Genomic DNA, 18,458 nt, shown 5'->3' with positions numbered 1-18,458 from the left:
CTAGCACGGGGGGATGGTGAAGGGACGTGAACGGAGGGCAGCCGCTACGGCTGGACTTGGCATCGCGTACTTTATTGCCGTTGCGGGAACGGTTGGACTTACCCGTTTCGATGGCGGGGTTGCGTTCCTCTGGATCGCTAATGCGATCCTGACGGCGCGATTGATCACGCTGTCACGACGTAACTGGCCACTGCCGATCGCAGTCTGCTTTGTCGCCAATGCGGTCGTGACCGCCACGATCGGGCTTGGCCCGGCGATGGCAGTGCCGCTCGGCATCGCGAACATGGGCGAGAGCATCATCGGGGCATTGCTGATGCATCGTTTTGCGGCGCGCCGCTCCTCTCTGGGCGCGCACCGCAATCTCGTCGTCTTCGTCCTGTCCGGCGGCCTTGCGGCCCCTCTCGCAGGAGCGATCATGGCTGGCACGTCGAGCGCGCTGATCCTCGGCAGCTCGTTCTCCACCCCCGCGCTGCACTGGTTCACGGGCCATGCACTCGGCACGTTGGCCTTCATGCCGATGGCAATGATGGTGATGCGCGGCGAAGCACGGCGGCTGATCGCCCGCATGGGCAGCGCAAAGGTGATCGAGCTGTGCGGCCTGCTGGTGTTTGTCACCGTCGTGACGCTCGCGACCTTCACCCAGGACGAGTTCCCGCTGCTCTACCTCCCGATGCTCCCGATCATCCTCGCGACGTTTCGGGGTGGGCCGGTCTCCACGGCGCTGTCGATCCTCATTCTCGCCATCATCGGCGGGTGGCTGACGATGCAGGGCCATGGCCCGATCGCGCTGATGAACGCGCCGGTTGGTACCCGAGTGCTGTTCCTCCAGCTCTATGTCGCCTGTGCGATGCTGACGGTGCTGCCGGCCAACGCTGAACTGGAACGGCGGGCCGATCTGTTCCGCCGCCTTCGCGAAAGCGAGGCGCGATATCGCCTGATCACCGAGCATTCGACTGATATCGTGCTGAACGCCGATTCCGAAGGGCGCCTTCGCTTCGTATCCTCCTCGATCCGCCAGATCTTCGGCCAGGAACCGGCTGATCTCATCGGACGGCCATTCACCATCCTCCTCCACCCTGACGACGCCGTGCGGGCGATGGCGTCGTTCCGTCGTACGATCGAGGAGCAGGAAGGAACCACGATCAGCGAATACCGTGCTCTCTCGCCGGACGGGGAGGTCCGCTGGTTCGAAACGCACAGCCGCGCCGTGATCGATGACGAGGGCGGCGTCGCGGGGGTGGTCAGCGCAATCCGGGACGTCACTCACCGGCGCGCCCACGAGGAACGGCTGGCCCGTGCCGCGCTCACCGATCCACTGACAGGCATCATGAACCGCCGTGGCCTGGACGAGGAGCTTGGCGCGCGGCTCGCCTCGGGTGCTGGCGGATGCGTCGCCTTGTTCGACCTCGATCATTTCAAGCAGGTCAACGACACGTTCGGGCACGCGGTTGGCGACGATGTGCTTCGCCGGTTTGCGTCGATTGCCCGGTCCAGCGTGCGTGATCAGGATATCGTCGCGCGATTGGGCGGTGAGGAATTCGCCGTGGTGTTGCCGGAGGCAACGATTGAGCAGGCGCGCCTCGTCTGCGATCGCCTGCGGCGTGCGATCGGTGAAGCACGGCTGCGCATCGACGACCAGATCGTCGCGGTTACCGTGAGCGGCGGCGTCACCCGCTATGCCGAGGGCAATTCGGTGAGCGAAGTGCTGCGAGCCGCAGACCGTGCCCTCTATCAAGCCAAAAGGTCGGGCCGCGACCAGCTGACGCTCGCGGCCTGATCCGGACTGCGCGCTTGCGGCCGCCCGCGGCGCGCGACACTGTCGCCTTTCAGAACAAGGAGAGGCGAATGAGTGACAGCGATCCGGCAGCCCACGAACTGAGCCGAACCCTAGGGCTTGAACGCATCGTCGAAATGGATTCCGCCGGCCGCGCCGTGCTGGAGTATCGCGCCGGCACGCACATGTGCCATTCCGGCGGCGTCGTTCAGGGCGGGTTCGTCACTGGCTGGATCGATGCGGCGATGGCCCATGCCGCGATCGCGATGAGCGGGCCGGACGTGGTGCCGATGTCGCTGGAACTGAAGGTCAGCTTCTTCGCGCCCGCGCGCCCCGGGCTGGTCGTGGCCGAAGGCTGGGTCGAGCGGCGCGGACGAAGCACCTGCTTCTTCGAGGGCCGCCTGCTCGATACGAACGGCAAGGTTCTCGCCAAGGCAAGCTCGACGCTGATGCTCGCCGCGCGCGACCGGGTGGAACAGGCATCGAAGGCCGCCGCTCAGTAAGCCGGTGCCCCGCTCCCGTCAGGCATTGCGGGCCATCAGCCCGCCGTCGACCGGGATGATCGCACCAGTGACGAAGCTCGCGGCAGGTGCGCACAGGCTGACCGTCATGAAGGCCACTTCCTCCGGCAGGCCGTAGCGGCGGAGCGCCGTGCGGCGGGCGGCATAGGTCTGCTTCGCCTCATCCGGGATGCCCTGCGTCATCCCCGTCTCGATTGGACCGGGGCAGATGCAATTGACCGTGATGCTCGACTTGCCGAGCTCCACCGCCAGGCTGCGGGTGAGGCCGATCACCCCCGCCTTGGCCGCCGAATAGGCGCTGAAGCCAGCTGTCGCGCCCAGCCCCTCGGTCGAGGCGATGTTGACGATGCGCGGAGCCTTCGAACGGCGCAGGTGCGGCAACGCCGCACGGATCAGCCGCTGGTGCGAGGTGAGCAGGATCGCAAGATGCCGGTCCCATTGCGCGTCGTAACCAGCATCGTCGATCGGCAGATTGGCGGAGATGCCGGCGTTGTTGACGATGACGGAGATGTCGCCGAACGCCTCCGCCGCCTCTTGCGCGACGCGGTTGATCGCCGCGTGATCGGCGACGTCGAGCGCCCAGGCACGGGCGGACAGCCCCTCGCCCGCGATCTCATCCGCCACCGCTTGCGCCGCCTCCTGGCTGACGTCGGTGACGGCGACCTGCGCGCCGGCGCGTGCGAGCAGGATGGCGGTTGCGCGCCCCATGCCGCTCGCCGCACCGGTCACGATCGCTCCTGAACCATCGAGACGCGACTCTATCTTGGGGATCGGCCGCATCTCTCACTCTCCTGTTCAGCGAATCATTGTTACAGGAGCGATAGGCGAAACCCCGCTTTCGTTGAAAGCCTCGACGGTCGCCCAATAGGGCTGGCCGACGTTCAGCGAACGGATCTCTTTGGCGCCCGCACCCGGCTCGTCGGCGAAAACCTGATAGGTGAAGGTCAGGCGATCCGGTTTGACGCCCCAGCGCACGTTGTAGCCGGTCGCCCCCTTGACGGGGCGCCAGCTGATATGCGCGTTGCGCTGATCGGCATCGCGGCGCGCAGTGACACCTGCCGGTGCGGCCGGCGCCTTCCCGTTCGCGCTGCCGAAGACGCGGATGTCGGCAATGGCGAGGTTAGCCGCACCGACATGGCCGTGCACGTAGCGGATGAACCGGGTCGTGACCGGGCGGGCGAGCTCGAAATAGGCATTCGGTCGATCGCGCCGCGGTGCTTCTGTTTCGGCGATCTTCTGCCAGTTCCGGCCGTCGGGCGATGCCTCGATGGTGAACTCGGTGTAGATATCCGGTGCGTCCCCGAACCGGCCGGACTTGTAATCCGCGAAATTCACCTGCACCGCCCGCACCGTCTTTGCGGCGCCAAGATCGAGCGTCAGCGTCTCACCCGCGCGGTTTGCCGCGGCCACCCAGAAGGTGCGCGGGTTCTCGTCTGTCACCGTCGCCGCGCCGAAGCCCGGAAGGGTCGAGGAAGCAGTGACGGGCTTGCGATACGAAAGGAGCATCCAGCCGGTGAACAGGCTGGTCGGGTCATTGACCTTCGCGTTTGGCACCCAGTGCGGGAAATCGCCGAAGCGAGTGGACGACCACATTTGGCCGTCCGCTTCGAACTTGGTCGGGAAGATCGCAATGCGCCGCTCGAACGTCCAATTGTAGCCGAGCCACGGCGTGCCCGAATTCCACCAATTGCCATGCGCATCGTCGAAGGTGGAGCCGTGCCCGGCCCCCTCGACGAATCCACCGGGCTTGTAGGCAACCGGGTTCCAGTTCGGATAGGTGAAGGGCCCGAGCGGCTTGTCTGACACGTACGTGCCGTTGGCGTACACGTTATACTCGGTCCCGGGCGCGCCATATTGCAGGTAGTAGCGACCGTTCACCTTCGTCATCCACGCGCCCTCCATGAAGGGCTTGATCGGGGTGCCATCGGGCAGGCCGCCGGAATGATCCTGGCCGAACCGCTCCCAGCCGTGGCGGGCCGGATCGAGCTTGAAGAGCTCGGTTGCCTTGCCGACGTAAGACAGGCGGTTCCTGGGATCGAGTTCGATACCGTAGAGCGGGAAGACGTTGGATGACCCCCAGTAAAGATACCAGCGGCCGTCATCGTCCTTGAACAGGCCGGGATCCCACGGGCCCGGCGCGATCTGACCCGGCTTCATGTAATCCTCGACACCCGGCCGCACTGCGTTGGGCAGTTCGGGTGACCGGCGGGTGAGATAGTCGAGCTTCCCCGTCTCCGGCGCGTCGCTGACCAGGATCACCCCGCCTTCCATGCGGGAGGGCATGATGTACAGCCGCTCACCATCGGAAAGCACGGCGGGCGCGACGATCGAGCGCATCGGCCACATGCTGGGCTTGATGAAGGTCCACTTCACCAGATCGGTCGAGCGCCAGTACCCGTCGGCCAGCGTCTGGACCATGTAATAGGCGCCCTTGTGGCGCACGATCGCCGGGTCGGCGCCGGTGCGATACGAGATGCCCTCGCTCGTCTGCTCCCAATTGTAGCGATAATCGAGGTCGATCGGGTTGATGTACGTTCGCCTGGCGGGCTCGGCACCCACAGTCGCGGCAGAGGCAATGGCGAACAGGGCCGCGGCGGCGGCAGCGATGCGCATGAACTAACGAGTCCTGACGAAGATGTTGGTGGTCAGCCTGCCCCGCCGTGGATCGGGATCGAGCGGCATGGTGGCGGGAATGATGCCGGAATGGAGGAGCGCACCCTGGTAGATGACGACACGGTCGCGGTTTCCGTCGACCCGGCCGATCTCCTCGAAGGCCGCATTGCTTCCGGAGACATAGCCTTCGAAAGCGGCCGCATGACGTTGCGCATCCGCAAGGAAGGCGGCTGCATTGTCGTCAGTAACAACCTCGATCGCGGTCGATCTCTGATGGTAGAAAGCCGTGCCGCTGCCGGCGACATCGCCGAGATAGTGCATCACGGCGAGGTAGCGCGGATCGGTGGAATCGAAATGCGGCATGCGCTGGCCGGGCCGAAGCACCGCGGGCGGCGTGGTCACAATCGAGAAGCTGGCTTCCAGGAGATCGAAGCCACCGCAGTCGAACCCGCCGGCAATGAACGGCGCCAGTGCCTCGAGCAGCCCGGTGACATAGCCAAAGGCTGCTGCGTCGGCCTCCTCGATCACTCGCCGAACGCCCGGGTAGTTGGGGTTCGGCCCTCGTGGAAAGGGCGCAAGCGCGGCAGCGATCGCCACCGCCGCGTCAGGCGCGCCAGTCGCGGTGTCGACCACGACGACCGGGTGCGCGCCCGCACCGATGCGGAGCAGGTGCGGGGTCATTCTCCGTTCCTGCCCCGCCCCATGCATCAGAACCGGTACTTGACGCCGGCCTGGAAGCTGCGCGCGTTGCCCACGGTGCCATTCTCCTCCAGCGTCGGGTTCTGGCCCGAGCCGGCACCCCAGGCGCTGTAGTTGCGGTTCACCGTGTCGAACACGTTGAACGCTGCAAAGCTCACCTCGAAGTCATGACCCCACGGCAGTTCGAAGTTCTTCGCCAGGCGAAGATCGAGGTTGGCGTAAGCGAACGTCTCCTTGGGGAAGAAGCGGCCACCCAGGTTGCCGTAGCAGCACGCCTCCTGCGGCTGGTTCGGCAGGCCGAAGATGATGTTGCCGAACGCAGGGCCCGAGCCGAGCGTCAGCGTGCCGGAGAACCTCACGTCCAGCGGCAGGCGAACGATGCCGGTGCCGACGAAGCGATACTTCTCCGTCCCCGGCACATATTGCCAGCCATAGGCGGTCTGGTCAGGCCCGTTGAAGAACTCGTCCGAACCAAGCTCCTGCGCCACATTGGTGCGCGGGCGCTGCAGCGTCAGCGACGTGGTGAACCCCCAGCCTGAGCTTTCCGAATAGGGCTTCTCGGCCGTGATATAGACGGCGTTGTACACCGACTTGCCGTTGTTCTGGCCGATGTTCAACTTGCCGTTGAAGCCCGGCAGATCGCCCTGCGTCGCCGGGCAGGCGGCGAAGTCGACGTCCGGCATCTGATCCTGGATCCAGGTGTTGCCGCCGTTGGTGCAGCCGATCACGTTGCCCGCCGCATCCCGCTGCAGCAGGCGCGTGTACCAGCCGTTCGAATAGCGGTTGCCGCGCACGAACTGGAACACGTTGTGGCCGCGGATGTGGCTGAACGAGAGCGACGTCTGCACCTGGCCAAAGCGCTTGCGGATGCCGACGTTGAACTGGTCCGAGAACGGCAGCTTCGTCTTGTTGTTGAGCAGCCAGACGTCACCGCCCTGCCCCTGCGCGATCGCAGCAGCGCGCAGGTTGTCGACATCGCGCAGCGCCGGGTTCCAGGTGGTAAAGGTCCGCGGCAGCTGGCCGTTGTTCTGCGCGCGCACGTCCGCGCAGCTGGCGATGCCGGGGCCGTCACAGAAGTTGAGCGTCGAGACCGACTGGTAAAGTGCCTTCAGCGTCTCGATGCCCGAGGTGATGAACAGCGGCCGATCGTAGTAACGGCCGGCACCAGCAAACAGGATCAGATCACGGTCGCCGTTGACGTCATAGGAAACACCGACGCGCGGCTGGAACGCCTTCCAGTACGGGCGGCGGCGATCGCCGTTGTTGATATAGTCCTCAGGATTGATCCCGGCCGCCTTCCAGCCGGCATAATTGCGCAGTGCGTTGGCGATATTGTCCGGCGTGACGAAGTCTTCGTTCTTCGCGTCGGTTTCGAAATCCCAGCGGATGCCGGCATTGATCGTCCAATGCTCGTCGGGCGTCCAATCGTCCTGGATGAACACCCCGACCTGCGTATTGTTGGTGCGCGCCGGCTGCACCGGGATGGTCGAGATCGAGGCACCGTAGGGCGTCGAAGCGTCGAACGACGTGAAGGTCGGCCCGTTAAAGAAGTACGTGCCGTTGGTACGATTGTCCTCTTCGCGCGACAGCTTGTTGAACGCGAGGCGCACGCCGCCCTTGATGACGTGCGTGTCGCCAGTGACGGTGATGTTGTTCTTGATCGTCAGCGTGCGCTGGCGGTCATATTGTTCGAACGCGTTGGCACCGAGCGCCGCGATCGTATCGAAGTTGGGCGACAGCGCGGGCGGCGCGACGGGGGCGCTGAGGATGATCTCCGGCCCCTGGCTCACGCGCGGCGTGCCGTTGAACACCTTCTGATAGGCAACGGTGAATTCGTTCAGGACGTTATCGCCGCGGCGCGTCCACTCGAACTGGTAGAGATCGTTGTTGCTCTCCAGGAAGTGGCCGTGCTCGGGCACGGAAGTGCCACCGAAATCGCTGAGGTTGCTCTCGCGGCGCAGGAACGCGCTGAGGTTTACGGTATCGACGTCGGTCGCGAAGAAGGTCAGCTTGCCGAAATACAGCCGCTGGCTGAACTCCTTGGGCGCGCTGCCGTTGTAGCGGCTCGCGATGGCCTCCGGCACGCCCTGCGAGGTCTGCAGGTTGATCGTGTCGGACGCGAGCCGCTGATCGGTCGCCTCGAAGGCGGCGAAGAAGTGAAGCACGTCCTTGACGATCGGGCCGCCGAGGTCCGCGCCATATTGCCAGCGATTGTAATCGGGCTTCGGAATGGTGCCGTTCGGGTTGTTCGCCTTGCCCGGGCGATCGAAGTAGGGGCGGCCGATGAATGCCTTGGGCTGCCACTCGCCGAAGGCGCCGCCGTGGAATTCGGTACCGCCGGTCTTGGTCACCGCGGTGATGATGGCGGAGCCAGCCTGTTCGTATTCCGCCTTGAAGTTCTGGGTGTCGACCTTGAACTCCTGGATGGCCGACTGCGGGAAGGGGTTGCCCAGCGAGAAGTTCTGGCCCGCGACGCCGCCGTGATTGACCGGGTTCTTGAGGCTGAGGCCGTCGATGAACACGTTGATATTGTCGGCGCTCGTTGCACCCGCCTGCACGCGGCGCGCACCGGCGGAGGGCGACACGTTCACGCCCGGCGCCAGCGCGGCGAAGTTCAGGAAGTTGCGGTCGTTCTGCGGCAGGTTCTCGATCTGAGTCTGGCTGACGCTGGTGGAAATCGTGGCGCTGCGGACTTCCTGCTGGCGCGTGCCGGTGACGACGATGTCCGCCCCCGAGACCGCCCCGTCGGAAGGCGCGCCATTCTCCGGTTGCGCTGCCGTGACGGCCGGCACGTCATAGGTGATGGTGAGGCCGACCGGCAGCACCACGTTCTGCGTCTGGCGGCCTTCCACTTCGACGCGGTACGTGCCCGGGCGCAACCCGCTGATGACGTAGACGCCGTTCGCGCCAGTACGGCCGGCAACACGCTGGCCGGTGTTGGTGTCAGTCACCGTCACGACCGTGCCGGCCGGCGCACCCGCGACCGTGCCGCGGATCGACGCCGCCGCCTGCGCAAGCGCCGGCGGTGCAACAAGCAATGCGGCGACAGCGATCGGCGAGATGCCGAGCGTCAGCCCCAGGCGCGAGTGCAGATGAGAACGCATTTCCGAAATCCTCCCCAACCGATCCCTGTAACCGGTTACACACCGCGCGAAACAAGAACTGCACGCGGGGCGGCTCTCAAGCGCCAGTACTTACGGGCTGTCAAGCGAGTCGCGACATTCAGTTTAGCGGTGTTGCCGGCGCGCGACAGTGCTTTGCGATGAACGCGGCATGATCTGGCATCGCCTGCGCAACATCTGCGATCACTTCTTCGATATCACGCAAGAAACCGAGTGCCTGCTCATCGGGAATGAGATCAACCATCGGATCATGCTGCGCCTGCAGCCCCTGCCCCAGCAGCACCTGGACCCAGCTTTCCTCCCGGAACAGCTCCGCCTTCTGCTGGCCAAAGAAGCGGGCGGAGGTGCGGAACAGCTCAAGCCGCGCGCTGAGCGAATCCGGGATGTCCATGTTGCGGACATAGGCCCAGAACGGCGTATCCTCGCGCTCCGTCACTTTATAGTGCGCGATGATGAAGTCGCGCACATCCTCGAATTCGAACGAGGTCTGGCGATTGTATTCGGCAACGTCGGCCGCATTGATGCCCGCACCCGGGAACAGTGCGACGAGGCGCAGAATGGCGGTCTGGATCAGGTGGATGCTGGTTGATTCCAGCGGCTCGAGAAAGCCGCTCGACAGGCCGATCGCGACGACATTGCGTTCCCACGATTTGTCGCGCCGGCCGGGTGTGAAGCGCACCGGCCGCGGATCGGCGAGCGCTCGCCCGTCAAGGTTCGCGAGCAGCACGTCCGCTGCCTCATCGTCGCTGATATGCGCGCTGGAATAGACATGGCCGTTGCCGATCCGGTGCTGCAATGGGATCCGCCACTGCCAGCCAGCGGCGCGTGCGGTCGATCGCGTGTACGGCGTCAGCGGCACGACGCTTTCGCACGGCACCGCGAGCGCGCGGTCGCAAGGCAGCCAGTGCGACCATTCCTCATAGCCGACGCCAAGCGTCTGCCCGAGCAGCAGCGCGCGCATGCCGGAGCAGTCGATGAAGAGCTCCCCGTCCACGCGGCGCCCGTCGCTGAGCAGCACGTGATCGACATGCCCATCCTCAGGCCGCAACTCGGCCGAGACGATCCGCCCCTCGATTCGGGTGACACCGCGCTGCTCGGCATGGGCGCGCAGGAACCGCGCGAACAGCGAGGCGTCGAAGTGATAAGCGTAGTCAAGATCGGCGAGCGGCGAACCGGGGTTGCGCGGATCGGGCAGGCAGAAGCGGTTTTGGCGCGCGGCGAGGCAATTCAGCGCGTAATGATCGAAATGCTTGGTCTGGCCGCGAGCGGCGTATTTCAGCCAGAACTGATGCGGGTGCAGCCAGAGCAGATCCTGGCCGATCTTGCCGAAGCCATGGATGTAGCTGTGCCCCAGCGCGCGCCAGTCAACGAACTCGATGCCCAGCTTGAACGTGGCCTGGGTCGCCCGGATCATCGCCACCTGATCCAGTCCGGCCAGCGCGTGATAGTTGCGGATCGCGGGGATGGTCGCCTCGCCCACCCCGATCGTGCCGATCTCGTCCGACTCGATCAGCTTGATGTCGAATCCGCCGTCATTGAACAGTTGCGATAGCAGCGCCGCGGTCATCCACCCCGCGGTGCCACCGCCGACGATGGTGATCTTGCGGATCTTCGTCTCGGGCGCGTTCATCCCAGCCATCCTCCCGTGAACCCGGCGCGCTCCAGCCCGCGCCGGATCACCGGCGACTGGCGCATCACCTTCCACACCGTATCATGGCGATAGTTCGCCGCCATGATCACGATCGGCCCCTGATCGATGCCCAGATAGTCCCGCGCGACCCAGCCGGTCTTGGGATCGACGCTGCCCGTCTCGATCTTCGCGTCGATGTAGCGGAAGCTTGGGTTGAACGAATCGGCAAAGCCATACTCCCGGTAGAGCCCCGGCACCTTCAGCAGCGTGCGAGCGGCGGGCACCACGATCTCGGGCGCAAACGGCAGGCTGCCAAGCGCGGCGGTCGGCGCGATCGTGCCGTCGTCCCGTTCGTCCGGCTGCCCCAGCGGCCCACGCGCGGCATAGCCGTAGAACGTCGCTGTTCGCCCCTTGAACGGCAGCTCGAAATTGCCGGGGCCGTCGCACGCCGTGAGCCCCCACAGGTCGCCCGAGTTGCCGTCCCATTGCTGCGGGTTGGTGATGCAATAGGCGCGGTTGGCATAGGTCGCGCGGCGGCTGTTCTCGAAGTAATCGAACCCCGCCTCGCGCATCGCTGCGTCGCGGATGCCGCGAAAGTCGATCCACATCTGGCTGTACTGGTGGCCGAACAGCGGCGCGAAGGCGAGGTGCCGCGTCTCGCCCTCGCCCCGCCAGCAACTGGGATAGGGCGCGCACCACGCTTCCCACGCGCCGTCCTTCACCGGGTGCCGGCCGGAACCGAGCGCCAGGATGACGGTCATCATCCCCTCATTGTACCCCTGCCACACCGCATCGAGGAAACCGCGTCCCGGATGCCAGCCCATCGACACGACGGGGCGGCCGTTCTGGAACCATGCCCAGTCCGCACGATCGACGATGTCGGTGGCGAGCCGCCGGATTTCCGCCTCCGCGGGATCATTCCCGGTCCACCAGCCGGCAGCGAAGAGCATGCCGAGGAACAATAGCGTGGAGTCCACGCTCGACAGCTCATTATCGCGGTACCGGAGCCCGGTTTCCATATCGAGGAAGTGATAGAAGAAGCCGCGATTGCCCGCGGTGCCCGTCGGGGCATCGCCTTGGGGTGCCTTGTCGAAGAAGCGCAGCGCTGCAAGCGTCAGGTCCCGCGCCTCTGGCCGCGAGATCCAGCCGCGCTCGACACCGATCGGCCAGACGGTGAGCGCAGAGCCGACCGCTGCGATACTGGAGAAGCTGGGCGTCGGCCAGCGATCAGGCACGAGGCCATTGGCGGGGTTCACCGTCTTTCGAAACCAGTTGAAGGTGCGCCGCTCGATGTCCTCGTAAAAGGCCGGCAGCGTTGGCCGGGAAGCGGCGCGCGCCTGCGCCGCAGGGACGGCAGCCATGGTCGCCGCGCCAGCCGCCGCGCCTTGCGCCAGGAAAGTTCGACGTCCGATCTTCATGGATTGTTCCGTACATCTTGAGGTGCCGCCGTGGTGGCGCGGACGACCAGTTCGGGCTGAATCAATTCGGTGGAGGGGTCTGACGGACGCCCGTCGAGTGCGTCGATCAGCCGCGCCGCTGCGCGGGCACCGATCTCCGCCATGTGAACGCGGATCGTGGTGAGTGAGAGGTAGCGGGCGAGCGGTACGTCATCGAAGCCGGCGACCGCCACTGCTTGCGGCACCACGACGCCGGCAGCCCGCAGCGCCTGCAGTGCGCCGAGCGCCATCATGTCGTTGCCGGCGAAGATCGCGTCGAAAGTGGCGCCTTCCTCGATCAGCCCGGCGATCGCCCGCTCACCCGACGCTTCGGTAAAGTCACCTGTCACCACGCGCACCGTCACGTCACCCGATACCGCCGCAAGGAACCCCTCCCGCCGCTCCTGCGCGTCGGTATTCCCTTCCGGTCCGGCGATATGGACGATGTTGCGCCGGCCAAGCGCCACCAGATGGTTCGCCATCGCCTGCGCGCCGGTGCGATTATCGATGCGCAGCGAATGACGACCAGAGCCACCAGCGCTGTTGATCATCACGGTCGGCAGGCTCTGCGGCAGCATCGCGGCGAGCGCGGCGTCATCGATGTGCGGCGCCATCACGACAAGGCCGTCGACCCGCCCGCGCATCGCGCGCAGGGCCTGGCCCGCGTGCCCCGCATCGTCGTGCATGTTCGACAAGAGCAGGTGATAGCCATGGGCGCTGGCCTCACGATCCAGGCCGCGCACGACTTCGGAGAAGAACTCGCCGTGCAGATCGGGAAGCACGACGCCGATTGCGTGGGTGCGCGCCAGGCTGAGGCTGCGCGCACCGGCGTGCGGCACGTAACCAAGATCCTGCGCTGCGGAGAGCACGCGCGCGCGGGTATCGGGGTGAACGTTCGCCAGCCCATTCAGCGCGCGGGATACCGACGCAACCGACACGGCCGCACGGCGCGCGACATCGCGGATCGTTGCTTCCCCCATCGCTCTCCCCCCTTCTTTATCGATTGCAATTCACTCGCCCCGCCGTCTACGTAACCGGTTACAGGGGCGTCAACGGCAATTCCGCGACGCAAGTTATTGAGAACGTTATCATGGTCGCGGACGCCTGGTTCGACGGCTGAAGAAGGAGGGTTATGTCTGATCTTCGCATCTCGCGGCGTGCCGCACTGGCTGGCGCAAGCGCGATCATGGCCTGGGCGGCAAGCCCGGCGCGAGCACTGCTGCAGGCAGCCGAGCTGGACGTGCCGGCATCGGTCGATGCGCTGATTGCGAAGATGACGCTGGAGGAAAAGGCGGGCCAGCTCAATCTGATGGCCGCTGCGTGGAGTGGCGGTGTCGCGACCACCCTGAATCCCCCATCCTCCGGCCCCAGCTTCGATGGCCAATTGGGAGACGCGGTCGCCGGCAAGCTGACGGGCGTGTTCAACGGCAATGGCGCCGCCATGGCGCGCCGGATGCAAAGCGCCGTGATGCGCGAATCGCGCCTCAAGATCCCGCTGATCTTCGCGGCCGACGTGATTCACGGCCATCGCACGATCTTCCCTGTGCCGGTGGGCGAAGCGGCGAGCTTTGAGCCTGACCTGGCCGAGCGGACGGCGCGCGTCGCCGCATCCGAAGCTGCGGGCGCCGGCATCGACTGGACGTTCTTCCCGATGGTGGACGTCGCTCGCGACCAGCGCTGGGGCCGGACGATGGAGGGCGCTGGCGAGGACGTGCGCCTGGGTGAACTCTTCGCCGCCGCGCGCGTCCGCGGCTTCCAGGGGCGGGACCTGAAGGCGAACGACGCGATGATGGCCTGCGTCAAGCATTTCGCTGCTTATGGCGCGGCGGAAGGCGGCCTCGACTACAACACGGTCGACGTTTCAGAGCGCACGCTGCGCGAGGTATATCTGCCGCCGTACAAGGCCGGGTTCGATGCTGGCGCGCTTTCCGCGATGGCATCGTTCAACGAGATTTCAGGGGTGCCGGCGCACGGCAATCCGTGGCTGCTCGACACGCTGCTGCGCGGCGAGTGGGGCTTCAAGGGCTTCGTCGTGGGCGACTACACCGGCGACGAGGAAATGATCGCGCACGGCTTTGCCAAGGATTCGCGTGACGCGACGCGTATCGCCTTCCTCGCCGGCGTCGACATGTCGATGCAGAGCAACAATTACTTCCTGCATCTCCCCGCGCTCGTTCGTGATGGCGACGTGCCGGAGGAGCGGCTCGACCGTTCCGTCCGCCGCGTGCTCGCCGTGAAGCACGCGCTCGGCCTGTTCGATGACCCGTTCCGCCGCATCGATCCGAAGCGCGAAAAGGCGCGCACCCGCACCAAAGCGAATCTCGCCGTTTCGCGAGAAGCTGCGCGCAAGTCGATCGTGCTGTTGAAGAACGACGGCGATCTGCTGCCCCTGCCCCGCACCGGCCGCAAGATCGCGATCATCGGCCCGTTCGCGGAGGGCAAGCATGACCTCAACGGTCCGTGGGTGGTCTATGGCGACAATGCCCAGGCAGTCGACCTCGCCGAGGGTGTGCGCGCGGCCGCTGGTACGAGCAACGTGACGGTAACGCTCGGCTCCAAGGTGGAAGAGCCGCTGCCCGGCGGGATCGAGGCCGCCGTCGCCGCCGCGAATGCCGCTGACGTCGTGCTGCTCGCGATCGGCGAATCCGAGAACATGTCGGGCGAGGCACAGTCACGCACCGAGATCGTCGTGCCGGCACCGCAACAGGCGCTGGCCGAGGCCGTGGCGAAGACCGGCAAGCCGATCGTCGTGGTGCTGAAAAACGGCCGTGGGCTTGCACTGGAGGGTGCCGTCAAGGACGCGCCGGCGATCCTCGTCACCTGGTTCCTCGGTTCGGAATCGGGCAACGGCATCGCCGACGTCCTGTTCGGGGCATACAGCCCGTCGGGCCGCCTGCCGGTCAGCTTCCCGCATGATTCGGGGCAGTCGCCGTATTACTACGACCACAAGGCGACCGGGCGGCCGGCGCCGAATCTGACCGAGCCGTATCGCGCGCGGTATCGCACGACCACCAACACCGCGCTTTACCCCTTCGGCCACGGCCTCACCTATGGCGTGATCGAGTATCGCGGGCTCGAGCTGCCGCAGTCGATGGGCTGGGACGGCACGCTCACCGTCTCCGCCACCGTTGCCAACACGGGCAAGCGTGCGGCGGAAGAGGTGGTGCAGCTCTACATCCGCGACCGGGTGGGCAGCGTCACGCGACCGGTGCGTGAGCTGAAGGCGTTCCGCAAGATCGCACTGGCACCGGGTGCGAGTGAAAAGGTCACGTTCACGCTGCGCCGCGCGGACCTCGAGTTTATCGGGCTGGAGCTGAAGCCGACCGTGGAGCCGGGCACCTTTGATCTGTGGATCGCACCTTCCGCCCAGGCCGACGGGGTCCATGGCACGTTCGATCTGGTGAAGGCCTGATCTGATCCCCTGACCTGAACATCGTCACCCCGGGCGCGTTCCCGGGGTGACAAGAAGCTAATTCGCCAGCTCGCGTACGATCCGGTCATGCGCGCCACGCGACAGCGGGTTCAGCCACATCAGCCAGGCCGACAGGCAGAAGAAGGCGAGCGGGATCAGCGCGATCGACAGGCGCATGCCCGCCAGCGTGGCTTCGCTCTGCGCCACATTGGGAATGTAGCCCGCCCCCTCGAAGCTCCAGCCGAGGATCGCCGTCGCCATGCCGATCGCGATCCGCTGGAGCAGCGCAGCAACGCCGAAGACCGTCCCTTCGACGCGAACGCCGGTGACACGCTGGCCATATTCCACCGTGTCCGGCAGCAGCGCCCAAAAAGCGAAATGCAGTCCGACGATCGACGCCTGCAGCGCCACGAGCAACGCCTGCGTCAGCCCGGCGCGCGCCACGTCAGTCGCGGCGAAAAGCGCCAACAGCACCGCGCACAGGCCGGTGGCGACAAACCATAAGGCGCGCGAGCCCGTGTGCCGGGCGACGAGCATCCACACCGGCACCGCCGCCCCGCTCACCGTCATCATCGCGGCTAGCGTCAATTGCCCGGCGGCTTCGTCCCCGCCGACATATTTGAAGTAATACAGCACCGATTTGTTGAGGATCGTCGCGGCGACGATCATCGCCATCATCGCCGCGCTTAGCGTGACGAAGGCGCGGTTGCGCACGAGGCTGGCGACACAGGCGGAAACCGAAAGCCGCTCCACCGGCGCGGGCGGCGCCGCGTCGCGGAAGGTGGCGCCCACCGCGATCAGGATCACGGTGGCGATGAACGCGAACAGCAGCGCCGCGTCGAGGAACGCGCGCGGCCCCTCAGCGCCGTTCAGCCAGCCGCCGATCGGCACCGTGCCCATCGCGACGACCACTGCCGCCGCCGTGCCCGCCAGCATCCGCAAACCGACGACGAGCGAGCGGTCCGCGCTGTCGGCGCTCACCCGCGCCGACATGGCGAGATAGGGCACGTTGACCAGCGCGTAAGCGGTACGGAACAGGATGTGGCCGACGAGTATGAAGGCGAACCCGGTAACGCCCGCCACCGGCGGCGGCATATAGGCGATGGCAAACGCCAGCCCCAGCGGCACGGCCCCGATCGTCAGCGCCAGCCTAAAGCGCCGCGCGGAGCCGCGCCGGTCGGCCGCGATCCCGACCAGGAAGCTCACCACCCCGTCCCACGCCGACGCCGCCAGATAGACGGTCGCGGCCAGCCCGATGTCGAGCTGAAGCGCGTCGGTATAATAGAACAGCAGGTAGAGCATGACGCTCTGCCAGTAGAGATTGAACGCGAAGTCCCCGCCCGCGAACGCGGCGAGGCGGAGGAAAGAAGGGCGAGGCGCGCTCATCGCTGATCGCGACCGAGTGCGCTCGGTGCCGCGGTCAGGCGCCGAGCCAGTCCTTGCGCGCAATGCCCTGCGCCCAGAGCAATGCGGTCAGATCATTATGATCGATCCGCGCCGCTGCGGCCTGCGCCACGATCGGCTTCGCGCGATATGCCACGCCAAGGCCGGCGATGTTGATCATGGCGAGGTCGTTCGCCCCGTCGCCCACCGCCAGTGTCGCATCGTCCGCCAACAGCAGTTCGGCGCGCGCTTCGCGCAAGGTGCGCTCCTTGGTCGAGGAATCGACGATCGGCTTGCCAACGGTGCCGGTCAGCCGGCCGTCGGCGAGTTCCAGCCGGTTGGCGATGGCGCGGTGGAAGCCGATTTCCTCGGCGACCGGCTCGGCAAAGGCGGTGAACCCGCCTGACACCAGGATCGCGGTCGCGCCGCGAGCGCGCATGGTGCGCACCAGAGTCACGGCGCCCGGCATCAGCCGCACCCGCTCATTCCGGCATCGATCGATCGCTCCGGCATCGAGATCCTTCAGCAGCGCCACGCGCGCGTCCAGAGCGGCCGCGAAATCCAGCTCGCCGCGCATCGCCGCTTCGGTGATCGCTGCGATCTGCGGCTTGATCCCGGCATAGTCCGCCAGTTCGTCGATACACTCGACGGTGATCATGGTGGAGTCCATGTCGGCCACCAGCAGGCGCTTCTCGCGTCCCGCCATCGGCTGCACCACGACATCGACGCCGTCGTAGGTGCATTCCAGCGTCTGCCGCGCGACATCCGGGGCGAAGCCGAACACGATGTCTGCCGCGTCCCCCTCGTCGAGCCAGCCCGTCGTGGTGGGCGCACACCCAGTTGCGGCGAGCCGATCGCGCGCGTCCGACAAGGTCTGGGGCGACAAGCGCCCGGCTGCTATCAGCGTTGCGGTGAACAAGACTGGTCCCTTTCCGAAGCTGGCGCTCATCGCAGGGCCGACCGCCAGCGGCAAGTCGTCGCTGGCGCTCGAACTGGCGGAGCGGACGAATGGCGTGATCGTCAACGCCGACGCGAGCCAGGTCTACCGTGATCTTCGGGTGATCAGCGCGCGGCCGAGCGCGGCGGACGAGGCCCGCGCCGAACACCGGCTCTACGGCTATGTCGATGGCGCGGTCGCCTGTTCCGCCGCCAGCTGGGCAGCCGATGCGCGCGCCGCAATCTGCGCCATCATCACGGAAGGCCGACTGCCGATCCTCACCGGCGGCACGGGGCTCTACATCCGTACCCTCATCGAAGGGATCGCGCCTGTGCCCCCGATCGATCCCGCGATCCGGGAGGACGTGCGCGCCATGCCGGTTGCCGAGGCGCATGCCGCGCTGGCGCTCGCCGATCCGCCCGCGGCACAGCGATTGGCGCCGGCCGACACCAGCCGCGTCGCGCGCGCGCTTGAGGTGATCCGGTCGACCGGGCGCCCGCTCAGCGCATGGCAGGATGCGCGCGCCGGCGGGATCGGCGACCAGGTCGACCTGTCACCGCTCATCGTGCTGCCGGAGCGCGAGACGCTGAACGAGCGGGTCGATGCGCGGCTTGCGGAGATGTTCGATGGCGGCGCGGTCGAGGAAGTCGAGGCGCTGCTCGCGCGCGGTGACGTGCCGGCCGACGCGCCGATCCGGCGCGCGATCGGGGTGCCGGAGATCGCCGCCATGCTGGAGGGGGCGATCGATCGCGCCACCGCGTTGGAGCAGGCGCGCGCCGCCACGCGGCGCTACGCCAAGCGCCAATATACCTGGTTTCGGCACCAGCCGCCGCGTGGTTGGCCACGTATTACAGAGTTGCCGATGCAAAGATTGGAATATTATTTCAAACTTTGGCGTTGACACGTAATTTTTGGTGCCGTAGCCGGCCCT

General features: G+C 66.3%; 13 protein-coding genes. 4 read left to right on the top strand and 9 right to left on the bottom strand.

The annotated features are described in order from the left end of the window. Positions 1-13 precede the first annotated feature (13 nt). Both ACH0AE_RS11470 and ACH0AE_RS11465 read left to right on the top strand, forming a co-directional pair. Complete coding sequence (locus ACH0AE_RS11470) at positions 14-1,777, top strand: sensor domain-containing diguanylate cyclase (protein ID WP_294441604.1); 1,764 nt, start codon at positions 14-16, stop codon at positions 1,775-1,777. Positions 1,778-1,845: 68 nt separating this feature from the next. Continuing rightward, positions 1,846-2,277 (top strand): PaaI family thioesterase, encoded by a 432-nt coding sequence (locus ACH0AE_RS11465; protein WP_294441605.1) that lies wholly within the window; start codon positions 1,846-1,848, stop codon positions 2,275-2,277. Between the two features lie 18 nt (positions 2,278-2,295). Here ACH0AE_RS11465 and ACH0AE_RS11460 read toward each other — a convergent pair whose 3' ends face one another. From ACH0AE_RS11460 to ACH0AE_RS11430, 7 genes are all read right to left on the bottom strand, one after another. Then, positions 2,296-3,024 carry an SDR family NAD(P)-dependent oxidoreductase gene (locus tag ACH0AE_RS11460; protein ID WP_294441606.1) on the bottom strand — a complete coding sequence of 243 codons (729 nt, stop codon included), beginning with the start codon at positions 3,022-3,024 and terminating at the stop codon, positions 2,296-2,298. A 66-nt stretch (positions 3,025-3,090) separates the two neighbouring features. Further along, on the bottom strand, positions 3,091-4,908 hold the full coding sequence (locus ACH0AE_RS11455) for a family 43 glycosylhydrolase (RefSeq protein ID WP_294441607.1): 1,818 nt from the start codon (positions 4,906-4,908) through the stop codon (positions 3,091-3,093). A gap of 3 nt (positions 4,909-4,911) precedes the next feature. Continuing rightward, positions 4,912-5,589 (bottom strand): DUF6445 family protein, encoded by a 678-nt coding sequence (locus ACH0AE_RS11450; RefSeq protein ID WP_294441608.1) that lies wholly within the window; start codon positions 5,587-5,589, stop codon positions 4,912-4,914. Between the two features lie 26 nt (positions 5,590-5,615). After that, positions 5,616-8,711: a TonB-dependent receptor domain-containing protein gene (locus ACH0AE_RS11445; RefSeq protein WP_294441609.1), complete on the bottom strand. Its 3,096-nt coding sequence runs from the start codon at positions 8,709-8,711 to the stop codon at positions 5,616-5,618. 118 nt (positions 8,712-8,829) lie between these two features. Then, positions 8,830-10,359: a tryptophan halogenase family protein gene (locus tag ACH0AE_RS11440; protein WP_294441610.1), complete on the bottom strand. Its 1,530-nt coding sequence runs from the start codon at positions 10,357-10,359 to the stop codon at positions 8,830-8,832. Beyond that, a complete protein-coding gene (locus ACH0AE_RS11435) occupies positions 10,356-11,777 on the bottom strand; it encodes a glucoamylase family protein (protein ID WP_294441611.1) in 1,422 nt (473 codons plus the stop codon). The genes ACH0AE_RS11440 and ACH0AE_RS11435 overlap by 4 nt, the downstream gene beginning before the upstream one ends. Next, positions 11,774-12,775, bottom strand: coding sequence for a LacI family DNA-binding transcriptional regulator (locus ACH0AE_RS11430; protein WP_406875751.1), 1,002 nt, complete (start codon positions 12,773-12,775; stop codon positions 11,774-11,776). The genes ACH0AE_RS11435 and ACH0AE_RS11430 overlap by 4 nt, the downstream gene beginning before the upstream one ends. 152 nt (positions 12,776-12,927) lie before the next feature. Here ACH0AE_RS11430 and ACH0AE_RS11425 point away from each other — a divergent pair, with 152 nt between their 5' ends. Then, positions 12,928-15,207 (top strand): glycoside hydrolase family 3 N-terminal domain-containing protein, encoded by a 2,280-nt coding sequence (locus tag ACH0AE_RS11425; RefSeq protein WP_294441613.1) that lies wholly within the window; start codon positions 12,928-12,930, stop codon positions 15,205-15,207. Positions 15,208-15,264: 57 nt separating this feature from the next. Here ACH0AE_RS11425 and ACH0AE_RS11420 read toward each other — a convergent pair whose 3' ends face one another. Both ACH0AE_RS11420 and serB read right to left on the bottom strand, forming a co-directional pair. Continuing rightward, positions 15,265-16,593 carry an MFS transporter gene (locus ACH0AE_RS11420; protein WP_406875750.1) on the bottom strand — a complete coding sequence of 443 codons (1,329 nt, stop codon included), beginning with the start codon at positions 16,591-16,593 and terminating at the stop codon, positions 15,265-15,267. 34 nt (positions 16,594-16,627) lie between these two features. After that, positions 16,628-17,509, bottom strand: a complete 882-nt coding sequence (serB, locus tag ACH0AE_RS11415) for a phosphoserine phosphatase SerB (RefSeq protein WP_294441615.1) — start codon at positions 17,507-17,509, stop codon at positions 16,628-16,630. Here serB and miaA point away from each other — a divergent pair. Continuing rightward, positions 17,502-18,428 (top strand): tRNA (adenosine(37)-N6)-dimethylallyltransferase MiaA, encoded by a 927-nt coding sequence (miaA, locus tag ACH0AE_RS11410; RefSeq protein ID WP_294441616.1) that lies wholly within the window; start codon positions 17,502-17,504, stop codon positions 18,426-18,428. The genes serB and miaA overlap by 8 nt on opposite strands. Positions 18,429-18,458 lie beyond the last annotated feature (30 nt).

This window comes from Sphingomonas sp. 179-A 2A2 NHS (assembly GCF_045371305.1).
Lineage (GTDB): Bacteria > Pseudomonadota > Alphaproteobacteria > Sphingomonadales > Sphingomonadaceae > Sphingomonas.
The sequence above is the reverse complement of the archived record's forward strand: the minus strand, read 5'-3'. Positions and strand labels throughout refer to the sequence as shown.